Source organism: Acinetobacter baylyi DSM 14961 = CIP 107474 (genome assembly GCF_000368685.1).
Taxonomy (GTDB): domain Bacteria; phylum Pseudomonadota; class Gammaproteobacteria; order Pseudomonadales; family Moraxellaceae; genus Acinetobacter; species Acinetobacter baylyi.
The window spans coordinates 411,301-431,586 of sequence record NZ_KB849623.1 but is presented as its reverse complement, the minus strand read 5'-3'; the positions used below and the strand labels follow the sequence as shown (position 1 = coordinate 431,586).

13 protein-coding genes, 2 tRNA genes and 3 rRNA genes are annotated in these 20,286 nt (G+C 43.2%); 12 read left to right on the top strand and 6 right to left on the bottom strand.

The features are described from left to right. From F952_RS01995 to F952_RS01960, 8 genes are all read left to right on the top strand, one after another. Positions 1–1,467 (top strand): 16S ribosomal RNA (locus F952_RS01995); the annotation flags it as partial. Between the two features lie 60 nt (positions 1,468–1,527). Further along, positions 1,528–1,604 (top strand) — tRNA-Ile (locus F952_RS01990). A 36-nt stretch (positions 1,605–1,640) separates the two neighbouring features. Continuing rightward, positions 1,641–1,716: transfer RNA gene (locus F952_RS01985), tRNA-Ala, on the top strand. A gap of 361 nt (positions 1,717–2,077) precedes the next feature. Then, positions 2,078–4,967 (top strand): 23S ribosomal RNA (locus tag F952_RS01980). Positions 4,968–5,161: 194 nt separating this feature from the next. After that, positions 5,162–5,276: ribosomal RNA gene (rrf, locus tag F952_RS01975) — 5S ribosomal RNA — on the top strand. Between the two features lie 164 nt (positions 5,277–5,440). Further along, positions 5,441–6,085 (top strand): alpha/beta hydrolase family protein, encoded by a 645-nt coding sequence (locus F952_RS01970; protein ID WP_004920801.1) that lies wholly within the window; start codon positions 5,441–5,443, stop codon positions 6,083–6,085. A 214-nt stretch (positions 6,086–6,299) separates the two neighbouring features. Then, entirely contained in the window at positions 6,300–8,693 is a 2,394-nt protein-coding gene (locus F952_RS01965) for a YgiQ family radical SAM protein (RefSeq protein WP_004920798.1), read from the top strand. Between the two features lie 391 nt (positions 8,694–9,084). Then, positions 9,085–9,603: a DUF2726 domain-containing protein gene (locus F952_RS01960; RefSeq protein WP_004920795.1), complete on the top strand. Its 519-nt coding sequence runs from the start codon at positions 9,085–9,087 to the stop codon at positions 9,601–9,603. On the opposite strand, the gene F952_RS01955 is transcribed toward F952_RS01960, so the two are convergent. The 6 genes from F952_RS01955 to F952_RS01930 form a co-directional block, all read right to left on the bottom strand. Further along, positions 9,604–9,957 (bottom strand): RidA family protein, encoded by a 354-nt coding sequence (locus F952_RS01955; protein WP_004920793.1) that lies wholly within the window; start codon positions 9,955–9,957, stop codon positions 9,604–9,606. After that, positions 9,958–11,295 carry a shikimate transporter gene (shiA, locus tag F952_RS01950; RefSeq protein WP_004920792.1) on the bottom strand — a complete coding sequence of 446 codons (1,338 nt, stop codon included), beginning with the start codon at positions 11,293–11,295 and terminating at the stop codon, positions 9,958–9,960. 220 nt (positions 11,296–11,515) lie between these two features. Beyond that, positions 11,516–12,571 (bottom strand): DNA polymerase IV, encoded by a 1,056-nt coding sequence (gene dinB / locus F952_RS01945; protein WP_004920790.1) that lies wholly within the window; start codon positions 12,569–12,571, stop codon positions 11,516–11,518. Continuing rightward, entirely contained in the window at positions 12,568–13,329 is a 762-nt protein-coding gene (locus F952_RS01940; RefSeq protein WP_026056903.1) for a glycoside hydrolase family 25 protein, read from the bottom strand. Before F952_RS01940 ends, dinB begins: the two co-directional genes overlap by 4 nt. Before the next feature lie 74 nt (positions 13,330–13,403). Continuing rightward, entirely contained in the window at positions 13,404–14,795 is a 1,392-nt protein-coding gene (mdtD, locus tag F952_RS01935; protein WP_004920786.1) for a multidrug transporter subunit MdtD, read from the bottom strand. Between the two features lie 135 nt (positions 14,796–14,930). Further along, positions 14,931–15,548 carry an LOG family protein gene (locus tag F952_RS01930; RefSeq protein ID WP_004920783.1) on the bottom strand — a complete coding sequence of 206 codons (618 nt, stop codon included), beginning with the start codon at positions 15,546–15,548 and terminating at the stop codon, positions 14,931–14,933. A 329-nt stretch (positions 15,549–15,877) separates the two neighbouring features. On the opposite strand from F952_RS01930, the gene F952_RS01925 reads away from it, so the two are divergent. The 4 genes from F952_RS01925 to niaP all read left to right on the top strand — a co-directional run bounded on the left by F952_RS01925 (position 15,878) and on the right by niaP (position 20,249). Beyond that, a complete protein-coding gene (locus F952_RS01925) occupies positions 15,878–17,473 on the top strand; it encodes a TerC family protein (protein ID WP_004920782.1) in 1,596 nt (531 codons plus the stop codon). A gap of 61 nt (positions 17,474–17,534) precedes the next feature. Continuing rightward, complete coding sequence (locus tag F952_RS01920; protein ID WP_004920780.1) at positions 17,535–18,005, top strand: YchJ family protein; 471 nt, start codon at positions 17,535–17,537, stop codon at positions 18,003–18,005. Positions 18,006–18,053: 48 nt separating this feature from the next. Further along, positions 18,054–18,698 (top strand): trimeric intracellular cation channel family protein, encoded by a 645-nt coding sequence (locus F952_RS01915; RefSeq protein ID WP_004920778.1) that lies wholly within the window; start codon positions 18,054–18,056, stop codon positions 18,696–18,698. A 231-nt stretch (positions 18,699–18,929) separates the two neighbouring features. Further along, the gene (gene niaP, locus F952_RS01910) at positions 18,930–20,249 is read left to right on the top strand and encodes a niacin transporter NiaP (RefSeq protein WP_004920776.1); all 1,320 of its coding nucleotides are present in this window, start codon (positions 18,930–18,932) and stop codon (positions 20,247–20,249) included. The last annotated feature ends 37 nt before the right edge of the window (positions 20,250–20,286 follow it).

The following is a 20,286-nucleotide window of genomic DNA, read 5'->3' as shown; positions in this document are numbered from 1 at the left end:
GAAAGTACTTCGGTACTAACCTTAGCGGCGGACGGGTGAGTAATACTTAGGAATCTGCCTATTAGTGGGGGACAACATCTCGAAAGGGATGCTAATACCGCATACGTCCTACGGGAGAAAGCAGGGGATCTTTATGACCTTGCGCTAATAGATGAGCCTAAGTCGGATTAGCTAGTTGGTGGGGTAAAGGCCTACCAAGGCGACGATCTGTAGCGGGTCTGAGAGGATGATCCGCCACACTGGGACTGAGACACGGCCCAGACTCCTACGGGAGGCAGCAGTGGGGAATATTGGACAATGGGGGGAACCCTGATCCAGCCATGCCGCGTGTGTGAAGAAGGCCTTATGGTTGTAAAGCACTTTAAGCGAGGAGGAGGCTTACCTGGTTAATACCCAGGATAAGTGGACGTTACTCGCAGAATAAGCACCGGCTAACTCTGTGCCAGCAGCCGCGGTAATACAGAGGGTGCAAGCGTTAATCGGATTTACTGGGCGTAAAGCGCGCGTAGGCGGCCAATTAAGTCAAATGTGAAATCCCCGAGCTTAACTTGGGAATTGCATTCGATACTGTTTGGCTAGAGTGTGGGAGAGGATGGTAGAATTCCAGGTGTAGCGGTGAAATGCGTAGAGATCTGGAGGAATACCGATGGCGAAGGCAGCCATCTGGCCTAACACTGACGCTGAGGTGCGAAAGCATGGGGAGCAAACAGGATTAGATACCCTGGTAGTCCATGCCGTAAACGATGTCTACTAGCCGTTGGGGCCTTTGAGGCTTTAGTGGCGCAGCTAACGCGATAAGTAGACCGCCTGGGGAGTACGGTCGCAAGACTAAAACTCAAATGAATTGACGGGGGCCCGCACAAGCGGTGGAGCATGTGGTTTAATTCGATGCAACGCGAAGAACCTTACCTGGCCTTGACATAGTAGAAACTTTCCAGAGATGGATTGGTGCCTTCGGGAATCTACATACAGGTGCTGCATGGCTGTCGTCAGCTCGTGTCGTGAGATGTTGGGTTAAGTCCCGCAACGAGCGCAACCCTTTTCCTTACTTGCCAGCATTTCGGATGGGAACTTTAAGGATACTGCCAGTGACAAACTGGAGGAAGGCGGGGACGACGTCAAGTCATCATGGCCCTTACGGCCAGGGCTACACACGTGCTACAATGGTCGGTACAAAGGGTTGCTACCTAGCGATAGGATGCTAATCTCAAAAAGCCGATCGTAGTCCGGATTGGAGTCTGCAACTCGACTCCATGAAGTCGGAATCGCTAGTAATCGCGGATCAGAATGCCGCGGTGAATACGTTCCCGGGCCTTGTACACACCGCCCGTCACACCATGGGAGTTTGTTGCACCAGAAGTAGCTAGCCTAACTGCAAAGAGGGCGGTTACCACGGTGTGGCCGATGACTGGGGTGAAGTCGTAACAAGGTAGCCGTAGGGGAACCTGCGGCTGGATCACCTCCTTAACGAAAGATTGATTGATTGGTAAGAATCCACAACAAGTTGTTCTTCTAAGATGTATCTGAGGGTCTGTAGCTCAGTTGGTTAGAGCACACGCTTGATAAGCGTGGGGTCACAAGTTCAAGTCTTGTCAGACCCACCAAGTCTACGACTGAAAGATACATAAATGATATAAGCTGGGGACTTAGCTTAGTTGGTAGAGCGCCTGCTTTGCACGCAGGAGGTCAGGAGTTCGACTCTCCTAGTCTCCACCACGTACTTTAAAGAGTACGGCTAAGGTGTAGATTATAGAACTTAGTAAAAAGAAGATCATGAGATCTTGTTTTATTAAGTTCTGTGATTTATCACAGTTTAGTGTGATCTGACGAAGACACATTAATTCATTAACAGATTGGAAAATATTGAGTCTGAAATAAATTGTTCACTCAAACACAAACAAAGCAATTTGAATGTGAATGAGAACTAGCAAATTAACTGAATCAAGCGTTTTGGTATATGAATTTAGATTGAAGCTGTACGGTGATTAAGTTCACGAAACAACAAGCTGTGGAGCTAAGGTAACTTAGTTCTGTCTTAACCTGACTTGTAAGGGTTAACGACTGTTTGGGGTTGTATAGTCAAGTAATTAAGTGCATGTGGTGGATGCCTTGGCAGTCAGAGGCGAAGAAAGACGTGATAGCCTGCGAAAAGCTCCGGGGAGGCGGCAAATATCCTTTGATCCGGAGATGTCTGAATGGGGAAACCCACTTATCATAAGATAGGTATTGCATGATGAATACATAGTCATGCAAGGCGAACGAGGGGAAGTGAAACATCTCAGTACCCTTAGGAAAAGAAATCAATTGAGATTCCCTTAGTAGCGGCGAGCGAAAGGGGAACAGCCCATTAAGTTGTGTGTGTTCTAGTGGAACGCTCTGGGAAGTGCGAACGTAGAGGGTGATATTCCCGTACACGAAAGGGCACACACAATGATGACGAGTAGGGCGAGGCACGTGAAACCTTGTCTGAATATGGGGGGACCATCCTCCAAGGCTAAATACTCCTGACTGACCGATAGTGAACCAGTACCGTGAGGGAAAGGCGAAAAGAACCCCTGTGAGGGGAGTGAAATAGATCCTGAAACCGCATGCATACAAGCAGTGGGAGCCGACTTGTTCGGTGACTGCGTACCTTTTGTATAATGGGTCAGCGACTTATATTCAGTAGCAAGGTTAACCGCATAGGGGAGCCGTAGGGAAACCGAGTCTTAATAGGGCGTATAGTTGCTGGGTATAGACCCGAAACCAGGCGATCTATCCATGAGCAGGTTGAAGGTTGGGTAACACTAACTGGAGGACCGAACCCACTGTCGTTGAAAAGCCAGGGGATGACTTGTGGATAGGGGTGAAAGGCTAATCAAGCCTGGTGATAGCTGGTTCTCCCCGAAAGCTATTTAGGTAGCGCCTCGGACGAATACCATAGGGGGTAGAGCACTGTTTCGGCTAGGGGGTCATCCCGACTTACCAAACCGATGCAAACTCCGAATACCTATGAGTACTATCCGGGAGACAGACTGCGGGTGCTAACGTCCGTAGTCAAGAGGAAAACAATCCAGACCGCCAGCTAAGGCCCCAAAATCATAGTTAAGTGGGAAACGATGTGGGAAGGCATAGACAGCTAGGAGGTTGGCTTAGAAGCAGCCACCCTTTAAAGAAAGCGTAATAGCTCACTAGTCGAGTCGGCCTGCGCGGAAGATGTAACGGGGCTAAAACTATGTGCCGAAGCTGCGGATGTAACTTTAAGTTACGTGGTAGGGGAGCGTTCTGTAAGCCGATGAAGGTGGATTGAGAAGTCTGCTGGAGGTATCAGAAGTGCGAATGCTGACGTGAGTAACGACAAAACGGGTGAAAAACCCGTTCGCCGAAAGACCAAGGGTTCCAGTCCAACGTTAATCGGGGCTGGGTGAGTCGACCCCTAAGGCGAGGCCGAAAGGCGTAGTCGATGGGAAATTGGTTAATATTCCAATACTTCTGTGTAATGCGATGAGAGGACGGAGAAGGTTAGGTCAGCCTGGCGTTGGTTGTCCAGGTGGAAGACAGTAGGCATGCATCTTAGGCAAATCCGGGGTGCTCTATGCTGAGAGTCGATAGCAAGCTAGTTTACTAGCGAAGTGGCTGATACCATACTTCCAAGAAAAGTCTCTAAGCTACAGTTACACAGGAATCGTACCCGAAACCGACACAGGTGGTCAGGTCGAGTAGACCAAGGCGCTTGAGAGAACTCTGCTGAAGGAACTAGGCAAAATGGTACCGTAACTTCGGGAGAAGGTACGCTGTTGATGGTGATGGGACTTGCTCCCTGAGCGATTGACAGCCGCAGAAACCAGGCCGCTGCAACTGTTTATTAAAAACATAGCACTCTGCAAACACGAAAGTGGACGTATAGGGTGTGATGCCTGCCCGGTGCTGGAAGGTTAATTGATGGGGTTAGCGTAAGCGAAGCTCTTGATCGAAGCCCCAGTAAACGGCGGCCGTAACTATAACGGTCCTAAGGTAGCGAAATTCCTTGTCGGGTAAGTTCCGACCTGCACGAATGGCATAATGATGGCGGCGCTGTCTCCAGCAGAGGCTCAGTGAAATCGAATTCGCCGTGAAGATGCGGTGTACCCGCGGCTAGACGGAAAGACCCCGTGAACCTTTACTGCAGCTTGACATTGAACTTTGACCTTACTTGTGTAGGATAGGTGGGAGGCTATGAAGATGGGACGCCAGTTCCATTGGAGCCATCCTTGAAATACCACCCTGGTAATGTTGAGGTTCTAACTCTGCCCCGTAATCCGGGGCGAGGACCATGTCTGGTGGGTAGTTTGACTGGGGCGGTCTCCTCCTAAAGAGTAACGGAGGAGTACGAAGGTGCGCTCAGCGTGGTCGGAAATCACGCGTAGAGTATAAAGGCAAAAGCGCGCTTAACTGCGAGACCCACAAGTCGAGCAGGTACGAAAGTAGGTCTTAGTGATCCGGTGGTTCTGTATGGAAGGGCCATCGCTCAACGGATAAAAGGTACTCTGGGGATAACAGGCTGATACCGCCCAAGAGTTCATATCGACGGCGGTGTTTGGCACCTCGATGTCGGCTCATCTCATCCTGGGGCTGAAGCAGGTCCCAAGGGTATGGCTGTTCGCCATTTAAAGAGGTACGCGAGCTGGGTTTAGAACGTCGTGAGACAGTTCGGTCCCTATCTACCGTGGGCGCTGGAAATTTGAGAGGATCTGCTCCTAGTACGAGAGGACCAGAGTGGACGAACCTCTGGTGTACCGGTTGTGACGCCAGTCGCATCGCCGGGTAGCTATGTTCGGAAGGGATAACCGCTGAAAGCATCTAAGCGGGAAGCCTACCTCAAGATAAGATTTCCCTAGGAATTTATTCCTCTAAAGAGCCGTTCAAGACTAGGACGTTGATAGGTTGGATGTGGAAGCATAGTGATATGTGAAGCTGACCAATACTAATTGCTCGTGAGGCTTGACTATACAACACCCAAACAGTTGTTGTATCAAGATAAATTCATACAAATGATCAATTCAAACTTGATTTAGTTAATGAACTAGTTACAATACCGACTCAATAGTCCAATCCGTTAAACTCATTTGGTACAAAGTACGGCACACACTGTGAAATACAATCCACAGTCAAAATAAGACCCGAAAATGTCCATAAACAGTTTGCTGGCGACAATAGCAAGAGTGAACCACCTGATCCCTTCCCGAACTCAGAAGTGAAACCTCTTCGCGCTGATGGTAGTGTGGCGTTAGCCATGTGAGAGTAAGTCATCGCCAGCTTTTAAATACTAAAGCCCCCAGGCCAAACGCCAGGGGGCTTTTTTTATGCAGAAAATAAAAAGATCCAATAATTAAAATATTCTGTCATGATTTTTATCATGGATATGGCATCAATTGCTGATTATCATTTTGCTAGGTTCCAGCTGTCATTTAAGGCATAGTGAATGACCAATAAATATATTAAGTTATGTTTTATTGATCTGGTTGATTTAAAGAAAATGTCTAAACAAAATTTGAAGATCGTTTTGTTTCATGGATTTATGGCACGTGAGCATATGCAACGGCATTGGTTATGCTATTTAAAAAAACTAGGGTATTCAGATATACATTTATATGGACATTTGTCCTCTGCTGAAATGCTCGCAAAGCAAATTCATTCAACTCAAAATTCTGCTCAAAAATTAGTTTTATTCGGATACAGTCAGGGGGGATTTCAAGCAGTTAAAGTTGCTCAAGCATTTGAACAATTACAACTTCCTGTTGATCTTTTAATCACGATTGCTGCGGGAGGAAAAGGTCGTTTATTACCCAAACAATGGCATTATAATCCGCGTCATATTCCACAGAATGTGGTGAAAAGTTTAAATTTCTTTTCATTGAGCGATTCTTTGGGTACTGATCGCTGCTATCGAGATAATTTAATTCAAGCTTCGCATCATGATCAGTGTATTGAAAATATTATTTTTGATCAAAGTGCTCAAGTGGGGCATATTGAATTGAGTCGTTGCTATTCTAAACAGCGTATTCATGGTTTGGTTAAACAGCATCTTATTTCTCGCATTGAATATGAACTCTCTATATTGGAATAGTTCTAGCTAATTTAAGATAGATTAAATGATCTATTTATTGTTATGCATAAATATTTCTGAATTTTAAGTTTAAAAAACAAACAAGTTAATTGTTATTTCATTGTTTTTACACTATTTATAATCCTAAAAAATGAATGAAATTCATGTTAAAATGATCGGCTTTCATCTTTGATGTCAGCCTTCTTTTTATTCAGCAAGCCGAGAATTGCAAGCTATGTCTACTGCCTATACCATGCAGACCGCGCCAAAAGCGCTGTTTGATTACGACAAATATTGGGCGTCGTGTTTTGAACCTGCGCCATTTTTGCCGATGTCACGCGAGGAAATGGATCAGCTAGGCTGGGATGCTTGCGATTTTATTTTAGTGTGTGGGGATGCCTACATTGATCATCCATCTTTTGTTTCAGGCATTATTGGGCGAGTATTAGAAGCACAGGGTTTTCGTGTTGGAATCATTGCACAACCTGACTGGACTAATGTAGAAAGTTTTCGCGTACTGGGTAAACCGACCATTGCATGGGGTGTAACGGCTGGAAACATGGATTCGATGATCAATCGTTATACGGCAGATCGTAAAATTCGCTCAGATGATGCTTATTCTCCGAACAATGAACCAAACAAACGTCCTGATCGGGCTGCAACCGTATATTGTCAGCGTTGCCGTGAGGCATTTCCAGATGTACCTGTTTTATTGGGCGGGATTGAAGGCAGTTTACGTCGTATTGCTCATTATGATTATTGGTCGGATAAGGTTCGTCGCTCAATTTTGATGGATTCTAAAGCCGACTTGCTGATGTATGGGAATGGCGAGCGTGCCATTATCGATGTTATGCATCGTTTGGCTAAAGGTGAAAAAATCCATGAAATCACTGATGTTCGTGGTACAGCTTTTATCATTAATAAACATAATAAAGCATCTAAAGCACAATTTATCGAAATTGCCAGTAATGATGTGGATACTGTGGGTCGGGTTGATCCAATTATCAATCCTTATGTGATGACCGAAGATATTGATGGTTGTGAAGTTGAAAAAGAAAAAGGTAATTCACTGGCGCAATACCAGAATTTCCAAAAAGAGATCGTAAGTAAGCCAGTGGTCCGTGAAGGTGACCAACTGGATAAAGACACCCAGATTATTCAGCTTAAACCTGTCCCATCAAAAGCAATTAAGCACAAGTTACCGCCACGTGAGTTAGCGGTAATCCGTCTACCTTCTTTTGAAGAGGTTGCTGATGACCATGTGCTTTACGCACATGCTAACCGAATCCTGCATTTAGAAACCAATCCAGGTAATGCACGTGCATTGGTACAGCGTCATGGTGAACGTGATGTCTGGATTAATCCGCCACCTATTCCATTGACCACAGAGGAAATGGACTACGTATTTGATTTGCCGTATGCACGCTTACCGCATTCAGCCTATGGCGATGCGCGTTTCCCTGCGTTTGATATGATCAAGTTTTCAGTCAATATCATGCGTGGTTGCTTTGGCGGATGTACCTTCTGCTCGATTACCGAACATGAAGGTCGCATTATTCAGAACCGCTCAGAAGAATCTATTCTGCGTGAAATTGAAAAAATTCGTGATACCGCCCCACAATTTACAGGTATTATTTCTGACTTAGGTGGGCCGACTGCCAATATGTATCGATTGGCATGTAAAGATCCAGAAATTGAAAAGAACTGTCGTAAACCGTCTTGTGTATATCCTGGTGTTTGCCAGAATTTACATACCGATCACACACCACTGGTACAGTTATACCGTAAGGCGCGTGCGATTAAGGGAGTGAAAAAGATCCTGATTGGTTCTGGTCTGCGTTATGATCTGGCTGTGCTGAATCCTGAATATGTAAAGGAACTGGTCCAGCATCATGTGGGGGGATATTTAAAAATTGCCCCAGAGCATACAGAACAAGGCCCGCTTTCAAAAATGATGAAGCCAGGTATTGGTACTTACGATCGTTTCAAGCAAATGTTTGACCGTTTTAGTAAAGAAGCTGGTAAAGAGCAGTATCTGATCCCTTACTTTATTGCAGCACATCCAGGTACCACCGATTATGACATGATGCATCTGGCAATCTGGCTTAAGAAAAATGGTTTCCGTGCCGATCAGGTGCAAACCTTCTATCCATCGCCAATGGCGACAGCAACCACCATGTACTACTCTGCCAAAAACCCATTGGCCAAAGTGGCGCGTTATACCGAAAATGTAGATATCGTAAAAGGTGAAAAACGTCGTCGCTTGCATAAGGCTTTCTTGCGCTATCATGATCCAAACAACTGGCCGCTATTACGTGATGCACTGAAAGAAATGGGACGTGCTGATCTGATTGGTAATTCCAAGAATCATTTGATTCCGACTTATCAACCGAAAGGTAGTGATGGTGAATATAAATCGGCGCGTAAGAAAAATTCAAGTAGTGCAGGGGATTCGGTCAAACGTAATACTCAGTCAAATCAGCAGCCATCTCAACAAGCGAAACGTCCACAAAAAGGTCAAATATTGACTCAGCATACTGGCTTACCACCGCGTGAAAATGGTGAAAACCGTTCTTCCAAAGATCGTCAGCCATCGAAAAATAAATCTCGAAGCAAAGCTCATCGTTAAATGATGATAAAAACGCTCCAGATCTTGGGGCGTTTTTTGTTTTTAATCATTTCGAAAAATTTATATACAAAAAATATCAGTATTATAGAAAGAAGTTCTCATATAAATAATCAGTTTCTCATTATCTGAAAATATTTAAACTTTTAGCGGAAGTAATTCATTTTTATGAATAATCATATAGGTAATAATGACGATAAAAACAAAGATGATGAGGTAAAACACTGAAATGACCAAACGGCGTCATACATTGGTCGCTCTTGCCAAAGTGATGAGAACAATTTAATTTAAAGTAAAGCGAGGGATATTGCTGTTTGATCTTTATAACAATAGATCAAGATATAAATTTGGTTTTTAACCGAGATTATAAAAATACATAAAAGGAATGAAATAAATGTACTGGTTATTAATGATAGGCATATTTGCCTTATTTGTTTTTGCGAGCTTGAAAGGGTTACAGCGTAAACAAAAAAATGATAGCGTACTCAAGCAACGTGCTGTATTTAGTGCACATGAGCAACTGTTTTTTAATCGTTTAAAAGAAGCTTTGCCTGAGCTGAATGTATTGGCACGTGTTTCATTTGATGCGTTGATTACCACAAAACTACCGCGTACCCGTGATAAATATCAAAATATGATGGCAGATTTTGTAATTCTGGATCAGCACTACCATGTACTGGCCATTGTTGATTTTTCTGATCCATTACATACGCGAAGAACGCAACAAGATAAATATAAAGAGCAATTGCTGGAATCTGTCGGCTATCGTATTTTGCATTATACGCATGTACCACATCTCGTGAGTTTGAGAGATGATTTTTATCAGTCAGTATTACCTAAAGAAGTGAATTATCCAATTTTGACAGAACCCAGCGAAAGATTGATCAAGTATAGTGCATTTGCCAAAGGCTAATTAGGGTTTTACAGCCGTGACAGTCATTTCGACTAGTACGTCTGGGCGATACATCTTGGCTTCAACACAGGTACGTGGAAGGGCTTGGATATCTGCACACCATGCATCCCAAATTTCATTCATTGCATCATAATCATGCTCGATATCTTTTAAGAAAATCATGACTGATAAGATATGACTTTTGTCCGTACCTGCATCAGCCAAAAAGCGATCAATGATATCCAGAGTTTGTTGGGTCTGACCTTTGATATCAAGCTGGGTATCGCTTGCGAGCTGTCCCGCAAGATGAACCAAATTGCCTGAAATGGCAATTTCAGAAAAGCGTTTTTCTACATGTATGCGCTGTACGCTCATTTATTTGCCTGTAACATAACCAGAAGAAGGATGTACTGATTGTACTTGGGCTTTCATTCGTGCTGCAACCCACGTGGTGAGTAAACAACCGATGGTTAAATAAATTGCGACATATTGCCAGTGCCCATGACCTAGTGTGATCAGACCTGTTGCAATAAAAGGCGTAAACCCACCGCCTACAATACTGGCCACCTGATAACCTACGCCCGCACCACTATAACGATAAGATGCACCAAAGAGTTCGGTAAAAATAGGCTGATGAACACTGACCACCATATCATGTGACAGATTGGCCAATAAAATAGCAAACAGTACGATCCAGAAGGTAGAGCCACTTTCAAGCGCAAAGAAAAATGGAAATGCACAGATTGCACCAATCAGACCGCCAATCACGCACATGCGTCGGCGTCCAAAACGATCTGAAATATGTGCAAAGAAAGGAATCGTCAAACAGCTAATTGCACCGACCATCAGACCAATGTGTAAAAATAAGCTAGACGACATGCCCAGATTTTTGGTGGAATAATTTAGAGCAAAAGTGGTGACCAGATACATGGTCAGCAGTTCTGCTAGACGCAAAGCGATAATGTAGAAAAAACCTTTTGGATTTTGACGAACAGCTTCAAATAAAGGAATTTTAACAGGTGCGATCTGTTTTTTAATCACTTCTTGTTCAAATTCATGTGACTCATCTTGACCGCCACGAACCCAAAGTGCGAATAGCACCAGAATGATACTGGCAAGAAAAGGGATTCGCCATGCCCAGTCAGCAAAGCCGTCTTGTCCAAAGATATAAATAATCAAGGATACGCTACCAGTCGCCAACATAAGACCGACGCCATAGCCGATCTGTACACCGCTGCTATAAAATGCTTTTCGGTGCGCAGGCGCATTCTCAACTGCCATTAAGGCAGCACCACCCCATTCACCACCGACAGCGAAGCCTTGAATAGCACGCAACAACACCAGTAAGACGGGTGCCCACCAGCCAATTGCTTCAAAGTTGGGTAAAAGACCGATCAATATTGTTGCAGTACCCATCAGGAATACGGTCAGAAATAGCATTTTTTTACGACCTAAACGGTCGCCAAAATGTCCAAAGACCACACCACCGAGCGGGCGGAAGAGGAAGCCTACACCAAACGTTGCAAAGGCGGCCAAAGTTCCCATCGCAGGACTAATGCTTGGAAAAAACTGTTGATTAAAAATCAATGCAGCGACAATGCCGTAAAGGAGAAAATCGTACCAGTCAACAACCGCACCGATAAAACTACTAAAAGCAGCTTTGCGTGCACGTTTTTCATTTGAAGGGACAGAAGATGATAAATTTGAAGCCATTTATAATTGAGAATCCCATGCTTTCAGGTCGGATGCCCTGCAATATTCGGATTTTGTCGTCGCGCCAATTACAGGACATAATGCAATAAGTAAAGGTATCTGATTGCATTTCAGCAGATACATGGGTAAATGCATTTGCGTGGCTAAGATTACTCTAAAATTTATTCAATGTGAAATAGCTTTGATCAAGAATTTAAATTTTTGTGTAAAAAAAATACGACTACCACAAAGTGAGTTGTGATTCACTTGCACTTGGACTTAATTGATAGAGTCCAACGCCAATTAAGCGGTATTGATCATCTAAGGTTAAGGAAATTTCTTGTAATAACAGCGCTAAAACTGATTTAAATTCATCCAGTGATTGCAGGGCACGTTTAAAGCTTTTGCTGTGCTGAAAAACCTGAAAATGTTTATTTTTTAGTTTGATATTTACCCCACGTGCCTGTAAGTTTTTGTTTTGAAGCGATTGCCATACTTTTTCTGCAAGCATCAGCCAGTAGCTTGAACATTCATGAAGATACAGATCCTGATCAAAGGTGGTTTCTTTGGAAATTTGTTGACGGACACGTTCAGCTTGTACTGACCGATGATCGATCCCTTGGGCATATAAATAGAGCTGTTTGCCATATTTACCAAAGTGCTGAATGAGTACCGCTTCTTCGATGTGTTGTAAATCTCCAAGTGTTTCAAGTTTAAGCTGCTGTAGTTTGTCTTGGGTGACGCGTCCTACACCAGGAATTTTTTTTAAGGGTAGATTTTGTATAAACTGCATCACCTGATGCGGTTTAATCACACAAAGGCCGTTGGGTTTATTCCAGTCGGAGGCAATTTTTGCCAAAAATTTATTGGGTGCAACCCCTGCAGATGCAGTAAGACTTGTTTGCTCCCAGATCTGTTGTCGGATCTGAATGGCAACATCGGTTGCGCTGGGTAAATTGTTTAAATTTTCAGTCACATCCAAATACGCTTCATCTAAAGAAAGCGGTTCAATAATATGGGTATGCTGTTGAAAGATTTGGTGAATCTGGTGAGAAACCGCGCGATATTTATCAAAATTAGGTTCAATAATAATGAGATCCGGACACAGCTTTCTGGCTTGTCCCATCGGCATGGCAGAGCGTAACCCATAGACCCGGGCTGGATATGAAGCTGCTGCAATAACGGCACGGGGATGATGTGATGAAATAACAACAGGAAGCGTTTTAAGCTCTGGTCGCTCCCGCAATTCGACAGATGCATAAAAGGCATCCATATCAATGTGAATGATTTTTCTCATTTTACTGTATTTGTGATTTGAGATTTTTGATTTACAAACTGTTGCCAGTGTTGTAATGAACCTGCATAAACATTGAGATCAACAGGCTTTTCAATTCCTTTAATGCTACTCTTACTGGTGTATTGCCAGAACAGCCATTGACGATCATCTTTGAGTTCGGGTTTGCCATCGTAATCCCGAATCCATAAAGGAGCATTCTGAAAGCTTCCCATTAAGACAATATGATAAAAGTTCTTTGAGACATAAAAAATCGGCTGTTTGCCATAATGTGCTTTGAGCAAATCATGCGTTACTTTGATTTGTTCAAGCAGTTGCTCTTTGGTATAGGTATTAATGCAGTTTGCATCGTATTCGAGATCAATGACAGGTGGCAATGCATCAATCTTTTTAGGCACAGTAGCAATAAAGTTTTCTGCCTGAGTTTTGCCATCACGACATAAACGATAAAAATGATATGCCCCGACGTGAAAGTGATACTCGCGTGCCTTTAACCAGTTTTCCTGAAATTTTGGGTCTTGAAAATCGCCCCCTTCTGTCGCTTTGAGATATACAAACTGGAATTTTTGCGGTGAAATTTTAGCCCAGTCGATATTACCCTGATGATGTGAAACATCAAATCCTCGAACTGTATAGTCTTGTGCCGAAGCCATCTGATTATAAAAAAAGCCGACATAAATCAAGATCACCATAACGAGTGAAAACCCGATTCCCAAAAACTTTGGAGAGTAAAGTAATCTAAGTTGATGAGGTAATTTCATTCCGACTTTGTGATGGATAATTTGTCTTATCATAACGTGAAGCAGCGCATCGCACCATGTTCAAAATGCAATGCTCATACAGGGATGTTGCGAGGAATTCTTGAAAAAATTAAAGCTGTGACCACATTAATGCAGCCCATACAAATTAAAGTGGCATGGAACGTGGTTGCCATGTGTTGTGGTCCAAAATAATGACTAAACATATTGACCAGTGTGCCTGCCAGCGCCACCCCAATACTCATCGAGAGCATCATGATCATGGAAAGAAAACTGTTACCACTACTGGCTTGTTGTTGTGACAAATCCTTTAAGGTAAGGGTATTCATGGAAACAAACTGAATCGAATTGAGAGTTCCAAAAATAAAAAAGTGAATCGCGCGTAACCATTCTGGGGTTTCGGCAGTTGTGAGAGAGAAACTGGCAATACAGCAGCCGACCAGTATGGTGTTGGTTAATAATACGTTGCGGTATCCCAGACGCTGAATAATCGGACGCACAATCGGTTTTGAAAATAATGAACCCAAAACCAATGGAATCATCATCAGTCCTGTATAAAACGGTTCAAATCCAAATGCAACCTGAAGCATCAGCGGCAAAATGAATGGGACAGCATTGCCGCCAAAGCGCGCAAAAAAGTTACCCAATACGCCAATTGCATAAATTTTGTTTTTAAATAGCGTGCTGCGAAATAAGGCATTTTCATGCATGTGTGAATGGTAAGCATAAATGATGGTTGCCAAAATACCTGCAATGAGTAGAGAAATACTCACCCATTGTGGGTATTCACGACTAGAGAGTTGTTCGATGCCCAAAGATAGACCAATCATTGCGACCATCAATAGAACAAAACCACTTAAATCGAAGGACTTTACTTCTTTTTGTTTGACATTTGGCATGGCCTTAAAGGTCACCAAAATCCCCAAAAGTCCCATTGGAATATTAATTAAAAATACCCAGTGCCAAGTTGCCACTTCGACCAGCCAACCGCCTAGGGTTGGGCCAATCAGCGGCCCAATGAGGCCAGCCAGACTCATCAGGCTCATCGCAGAAAGAAATTGGGTCCGTGGGATCAGTTTGAGCATCGCCAAACGTCCCACGGGAAGCAATAATGCACCGCCTAGTCCTTGAATCACACGGAAGAAAATCAATTGATTCAGAGATTGCGATAATCCACAACCCAAAGAGGCTAAGGTAAAGATCACAATAGCGGCAAAGTAGGTATTACGCACGCCAAAACGATCGGCCAGCCAGCCACTGAGGGGAATAAAGGCTGCGACAGACAGCACATAAGCGACCACCACGCCGTGCATGTGAAGTGGATCTTCATTAAGATGGCGAGCCATTGCAGGAAGTGCGGTATTGACAATAGTGGTATCCAGTGCCTGCATGAAAAAACCGATCGAAACCAACAAGACCAAAAGTCTGAATTCAGGCTGTAAGCGTTGGTGCGATGGAGTAGCATTCATAGTCAATACATGGTGTGTGTAGAACTTAACTCAAAAACTAACATGAAACGTACTGTAGTAATATCTTTTAAACAGGGGCTGCTTTGTTTTTGTAGCCAGGTTGCCACAAAAAACAAAGCAAGGACGTAAGAGGGGTTAGGCCATAAAGCCACTCGGAACATTGAGATTCTTAATAGCGGTATAGATCTCTTCAAGACTTTGACAAACGATCAGCTTGGCGCGATGTTGGGGTGGCAAGAATCCTTCCTCAACGGCATGGTCAAGCTGAGCAATCAGCGCTTCATAAAATCCATTAACATTATATAAAATCATGGGTTTTTGATGCTGATTTAATTGCCCCCAAGTGGCAATTTCCAAGATTTCCTCAAAGGTGCCCAGGCCACCAGGTAATGCAATAAATGCATTGGCGCGATCTGCCATCATGGCTTTACGTTCATGCATGGTTTGTACGACGTGTAATTCTGTCAGTTTGGAGTGAGCGACTTCATAATCGAGCATGAACTCGGGAATGACACCAACTACTTCACCAGCGTTTTCGAGGACTGTATCTGCCACTTGTCCCATCAGGCCAATACTGGCTCCACCGTAGACGATACCAAAGCCCTGTTCGGCAATACCTTGTGCCAGTTCAATGGCTTTTTCTCGATAAATAGGTTTATTTCCGGCGCGTGATCCACAATATAAGGCAATCAAAGGTTGGGTTGTTTTGTCTTTACTATTCAACTCTAAGGTCATTTTAACTACGCTATTCATCTTTTCGTTTTTACCTTATCACGTTATTCGATTGCCTAATATTAAGCAAGAAATATGACAACTTTATCCTGACCTTGTATAAAGCGTGAAGACTTATATGACGATATAGTTACACAGCAAGGCAAGTGAAATAAAAAGAGTGAATTTCTGATTAATCTTGCCTATACTGAAAACCTGTTTAACAACATTATTATGAACATGGGTAGTGGTTGTCGTCGCTCCGATATTTTCTCTTTTTTTATAGAATATTCTGATCAAAACATCTCAACTTTCAGTTTTGATTTATATCGCCATAAATACAACATGTTGGATTTTGGGGAGAAGCATCAATGATTTTTGAATGGATGTCTGATCCTTCAGCATGGGTAGGTCTTGCTACGCTCGTTGTTTTAGAAATTGTACTGGGTATTGATAACCTGGTCTTTATTGCTATTTTGGCAGAAAAGCTTCCGCCAGAACAACGAAATACCGCACGTATTGTGGGTTTAATTCTGGCCTTGGGAATGCGTCTGATTCTGCTGGCTTCAATTGCATGGGTGGTTACGCTGACCGAGCCACTCTTTCATATTTTTGATCATCCATTTTCAGGGCGTGATCTGATCTTGCTATTTGGTGGTGTATTCCTGCTGTTTAAAGGAACCATGGAACTGCATGAGCGTCTGGAAGGTAAACAGTTTCAAAAAGAAGAAAATCCTGTCCATGCAACCTTCTGGATGGTGATTGTTCAGATCGTGGTGCTTGATGCCGTCTTCTCGCTGGATAGTGTAATTACCGCAGTGGGGATGGTTAAGCATCTTCCTGTTATGATGATCGCAGTAATCATTGCTGTAGGTATCATGCTGTGGGCATCTAAACCATTGATGGATTTTGTCAATAAACATCCAACAGTCGTGATTTTGTGTTTGTCATTCCTGATGATGATTGGTTTCTCTTTGGTGGTGGAAGGCTTTGGTTTTCATATACCAAAAGGGTATTTATACGCAGCAATCGGCTTTGCGGTGTTGATTGAAATGATGAACCAGACCATGCGTCATAATCAGGAAAAATCAGTCACCACCACAGATTTACGTTATCGCACTGCATCTGCGGTGATGAAAATGCTGGGCGGGAAAAACTCAAGTAATGGTTCAGATTCCCAGAAAAATGAGAATGAAAATGTACTGGCGACACAAGCCTTTGCAGATGAGGTTTTTGATGAAGAAAATAGTGTTTATCATAGTGTGATGGTTCAAGGTGTTTTAGGTCTTGCCGAACGCCCAGTTAAATCGGTGATGACACCACGTCCAGAGATTGAGTGGATTGATTTGGATGTTGCACCAGAGTTGCTGAAAGAACGTTTACTTACGATGACACATTCACGTCTTATTGTGGCACGTGGCGAGCTGGACAATATTGAAGGCATTACCCTGACACATAAGGTGCTGAATGAATATATCGAAACAGGTGTACTGAACTTTAGTCATCATTTAAGAGAACCTGTGATTGTGCATGAAAATGCGCAGGTCTTGATGGTGATGGAACAGCTACGCCAAGCACCGTTACAAATGGCGATTGTTCTTAATGAATATGGTTCAATTGAGGGGATTGTGACGCCTATTGATGTGCTTGAAGCCATTGCGGGTGAGTTTCCAGATGAAGATGAACTTGAAGCGGCAGCAGAGAGTCTGGAAGATGGTTCATTAATACTGGAAGGTTCGACCGATATCCGTCATGTTTCCTTGCTTTTGAATCGTGATTTGGTTGATGAGTCAGAGGAATATTCGACCTTGTCAGGTTATATTCTATTTCACTTGGGGCGTTTGCCTGAAAATGGGCAGAAAATGCATGCAGATGGCTATATCTTTGAAGTCGTGACCATGGATGGCCACAAAATTGAAAAAGTCCATATTGTTGCTGATCCCGACGCGGGGAAAGAGAAAGACTAGTTTTTAGAAAGTGAATGAAGAAATAGCCCATTTGGGGCTATTTCTGCTTTAAGAGATGATGATGAATGATTTAACCAACTGTCCTTGTGGTCGCGGTATATATGCGCAATGTTGCAAACCTTTGCATCAGGGCTTAGAACGGGCCAAAGATGCAGAGCAACTGATGCGTTCGCGATACAGTGCCTTTGCATTGCAATACATTGAATATCTGATTGAAACCACAGCCAAGGGGCAGCAAAAGTATCTGGATCAGGATGCGATCAAGGCATGGAGTCAACAAAATCAGTGGTTAAAACTCGAGGTCATCGGGCATTTACCTAAGCTGGACAAGTCCCATGCGCAAGTCGAATTTAAAGCGTATTATCATGATGGCGTACAAGAGCAGATACATCATGAGGTTTCACACTTTGTACTGTTTGAGCACGCTTGGTATTTTCTGGATCCGACACTTGATATGCAAGTCACCATGAAACAGGCATGCATTTGTGGATCTGCTAAAAAATTTAAACAATGTTGTGCACAATTTATCTAACTATCCCTTAGAATAACCGCCATCTTTTAGCCTGATCGGATGTAGGCGATGTTACTCACTATTATTTATATTATCGCAATTACCGCAGAAGCCATGACAGGCGCGCTTTCTGCTGGTCGGCGTAGTATGGATTGGTTTGGAGTAATTCTGATTGCTTGTGTAACTGCTTTAGGTGGCGGTTCTGTCCGTGATGTCCTGCTTGGTCATTATCCTCTGACGTGGGTCAAACACCCTGAGTATCTTGTGCTAACCTGTTGCGCAGCATTATTTACGATTCTGATTGCCAAATGGATGAGGCATTTACGCAATATTTTCTTGATTCTGGATGCACTGGGTCTGATTGGATTCACGATTATTGGCTGTCAAATTGCTTTGCAAATGGGTCATGGTTTTGTGGTGTCTGCTGTTGCTGGTGTTCTAACAGGCGTATCGGGCGGTATTTTACGCGATATTTTGTGTAATGACGTTCCGCTGGTTTTCCGCCGTGAGTTGTATGCCAGTATTTCATTTGTTGCCGTGATCTGTTATTGGCTGTGCCTCAATATTGGTATGTCGTTAGAACTTACAGTAATTTTCACATTAATTTTTGGCTTTGTACTGCGCTTAATTGCCATTTATTTTGGTCTGGAAATGCCAAAATTTATTTATCAGGAAGATGATGCAGATTCAGCCTCATCAACTGATAAGCATTAATTATTTATATATTCAAATAGTTAATTAGATTTAAGCTAAAGATAATCTAGCCATAGTTATCTCAGTGTCTTGAAAAATCTGAATTTTAATCTTTACCTAAATGCATCAGATCAATGCATTATTTGCATATTTTTTGCAGATATGTATACCAAAATATAACAAGAAATGACATGATTCATAGGCAAAACATAAAAAGCCATTTCTTTATTAAATTTATATTGAGTCCGAACTATGGATTTAGTGTCACGTATAGAAAATTTACCGATTGGGAAATTTCATTACACTCTACTTTGGGTCGTAGGGTTGGGATGGATGTTTGACGCGCTAGATACAGGTATTATCGCTTTCATTATGACCACACTGGTAAAAGACTGGGCGCTTACACCTGCTGAAAGTGGCTGGATTGTCAGTATCGGATTTATTGGTATGGCACTGGGTGCTGTGTTTTCTGGCGGACTGGCAGATCGATTTGGCCGTAAAACCGTATTTGCCACAACCTTATTGATTTACAGCCTTGCGACGGCAGCCTGTGCTTTTGCTCCAAACCTGACCTGGCTCCTAGCATTTCGTTTTATTGTGGGTTTAGGGCTGGGTGGGCAATTACCAGTCGCGGTGACACTGGTTAGCGAATATATCCCCGCGCATGTACGTGGCCGCTTTATCGTTTTATTAGAAAGCTTTTGGGGGCTTGGCTGGCTGGTCGCTGCTCTAGTTTCCTATTTTGTGATTCCACATTTTGGTTGGCATATTGCCTTTTTGATTGGCGGTCTGCCTGCAATTTATGTCTATGTAATTATAAAAAAAGTTCCAGAATCAATTCCTTACCTGATCAATCGAGGACGAATTGATGAAGCACATGAATTGGTTCAGCAAATCGAGCGTCACGCAGGTGTTCCAGTCATTGATACCATAGTCGTTAAGCCTGTGGCTCAAAAACAGCAGGTTTCATTTCGGCAGCTCTGGTCTGGACGGTTTGCACGACGCAGTTTAATGCTGTGGCTGGTCTGGTTTGGAATTGTCTTTTCCTATTACGGAATCTTCACTTGGTTGCCAAGTTTGCTGGTCAAGCAAGGTTATAGCGTAGTGCAGTCTTTTGAATATGTCTTGATCATGATTTTAGCTCAGTTACCTGGCTATATTTCTGCTGCCTGGTTAGTTGAGCGTTTAGGGCGTAAAGCCACACTGGCTGGATTTATTGGAGCATGTGCAATATCAGCCTACTTCTTTGGACAGGCAGACACAGTGTTTAACATCATGGTGTGGGGATGCTTATTGTCATTCTTTAATCTTGGAGCATGGGGCGTACTCTACACTTATACGCCTGAACAATATCCAGCCAATATTCGAGCATTCGGCGCAGGCTGGGCTTCTGCCGTTGGTCGAATGGGTGGCATTGCAGCACCTATCGTGGTTACACATATGATGGTGGCCCATGATGGATTTCATCAGGTGTTTATGATGTTTACTTTGGTGTTGCTTGCTGTTGCAGCCGTAATCGTCATATTGGGCGAAGAAACACAAGGCAAGACGCTTGAGTCGATTGGGTTATAAAAAATAAAAATATTGCATACCAGATCAAAACTGGCTA

Excerpts from the sequence above, each read along its gene's own strand:
- shiA (WP_004920792.1), bottom strand. The coding sequence starts at position 11,295 with ATGGCTTCAAATTTATCATCTTCTGTCCCTTCAAATGAAAAACGTGCA.
- dinB (WP_004920790.1), bottom strand. The coding sequence starts at position 12,571 with ATGAGAAAAATCATTCACATTGATATGGATGCCTTTTATGCATCTGTC.
- F952_RS01915 (WP_004920778.1), top strand. The coding sequence starts at position 18,054 with ATGTTACTCACTATTATTTATATTATCGCAATTACCGCAGAAGCCATG.
- F952_RS01955 (WP_004920793.1), bottom strand. The coding sequence starts at position 9,957 with ATGAGCGTACAGCGCATACATGTAGAAAAACGCTTTTCTGAAATTGCC.
- F952_RS01965 (WP_004920798.1), top strand. The coding sequence starts at position 6,300 with ATGTCTACTGCCTATACCATGCAGACCGCGCCAAAAGCGCTGTTTGAT.
- niaP (WP_004920776.1), top strand. The coding sequence starts at position 18,930 with ATGGATTTAGTGTCACGTATAGAAAATTTACCGATTGGGAAATTTCAT.
- F952_RS01920 (WP_004920780.1), top strand. The coding sequence starts at position 17,535 with ATGAATGATTTAACCAACTGTCCTTGTGGTCGCGGTATATATGCGCAA.
- F952_RS01930 (WP_004920783.1), bottom strand. The coding sequence starts at position 15,548 with ATGAATAGCGTAGTTAAAATGACCTTAGAGTTGAATAGTAAAGACAAA.
- F952_RS01960 (WP_004920795.1), top strand. The coding sequence starts at position 9,085 with ATGTACTGGTTATTAATGATAGGCATATTTGCCTTATTTGTTTTTGCG.
- F952_RS01940 (WP_026056903.1), bottom strand. The coding sequence starts at position 13,329 with ATGAAATTACCTCATCAACTTAGATTACTTTACTCTCCAAAGTTTTTG.
- F952_RS01925 (WP_004920782.1), top strand. The coding sequence starts at position 15,878 with ATGATTTTTGAATGGATGTCTGATCCTTCAGCATGGGTAGGTCTTGCT.
- F952_RS01970 (WP_004920801.1), top strand. The coding sequence starts at position 5,441 with ATGACCAATAAATATATTAAGTTATGTTTTATTGATCTGGTTGATTTA.
- mdtD (WP_004920786.1), bottom strand. The coding sequence starts at position 14,795 with ATGAATGCTACTCCATCGCACCAACGCTTACAGCCTGAATTCAGACTT.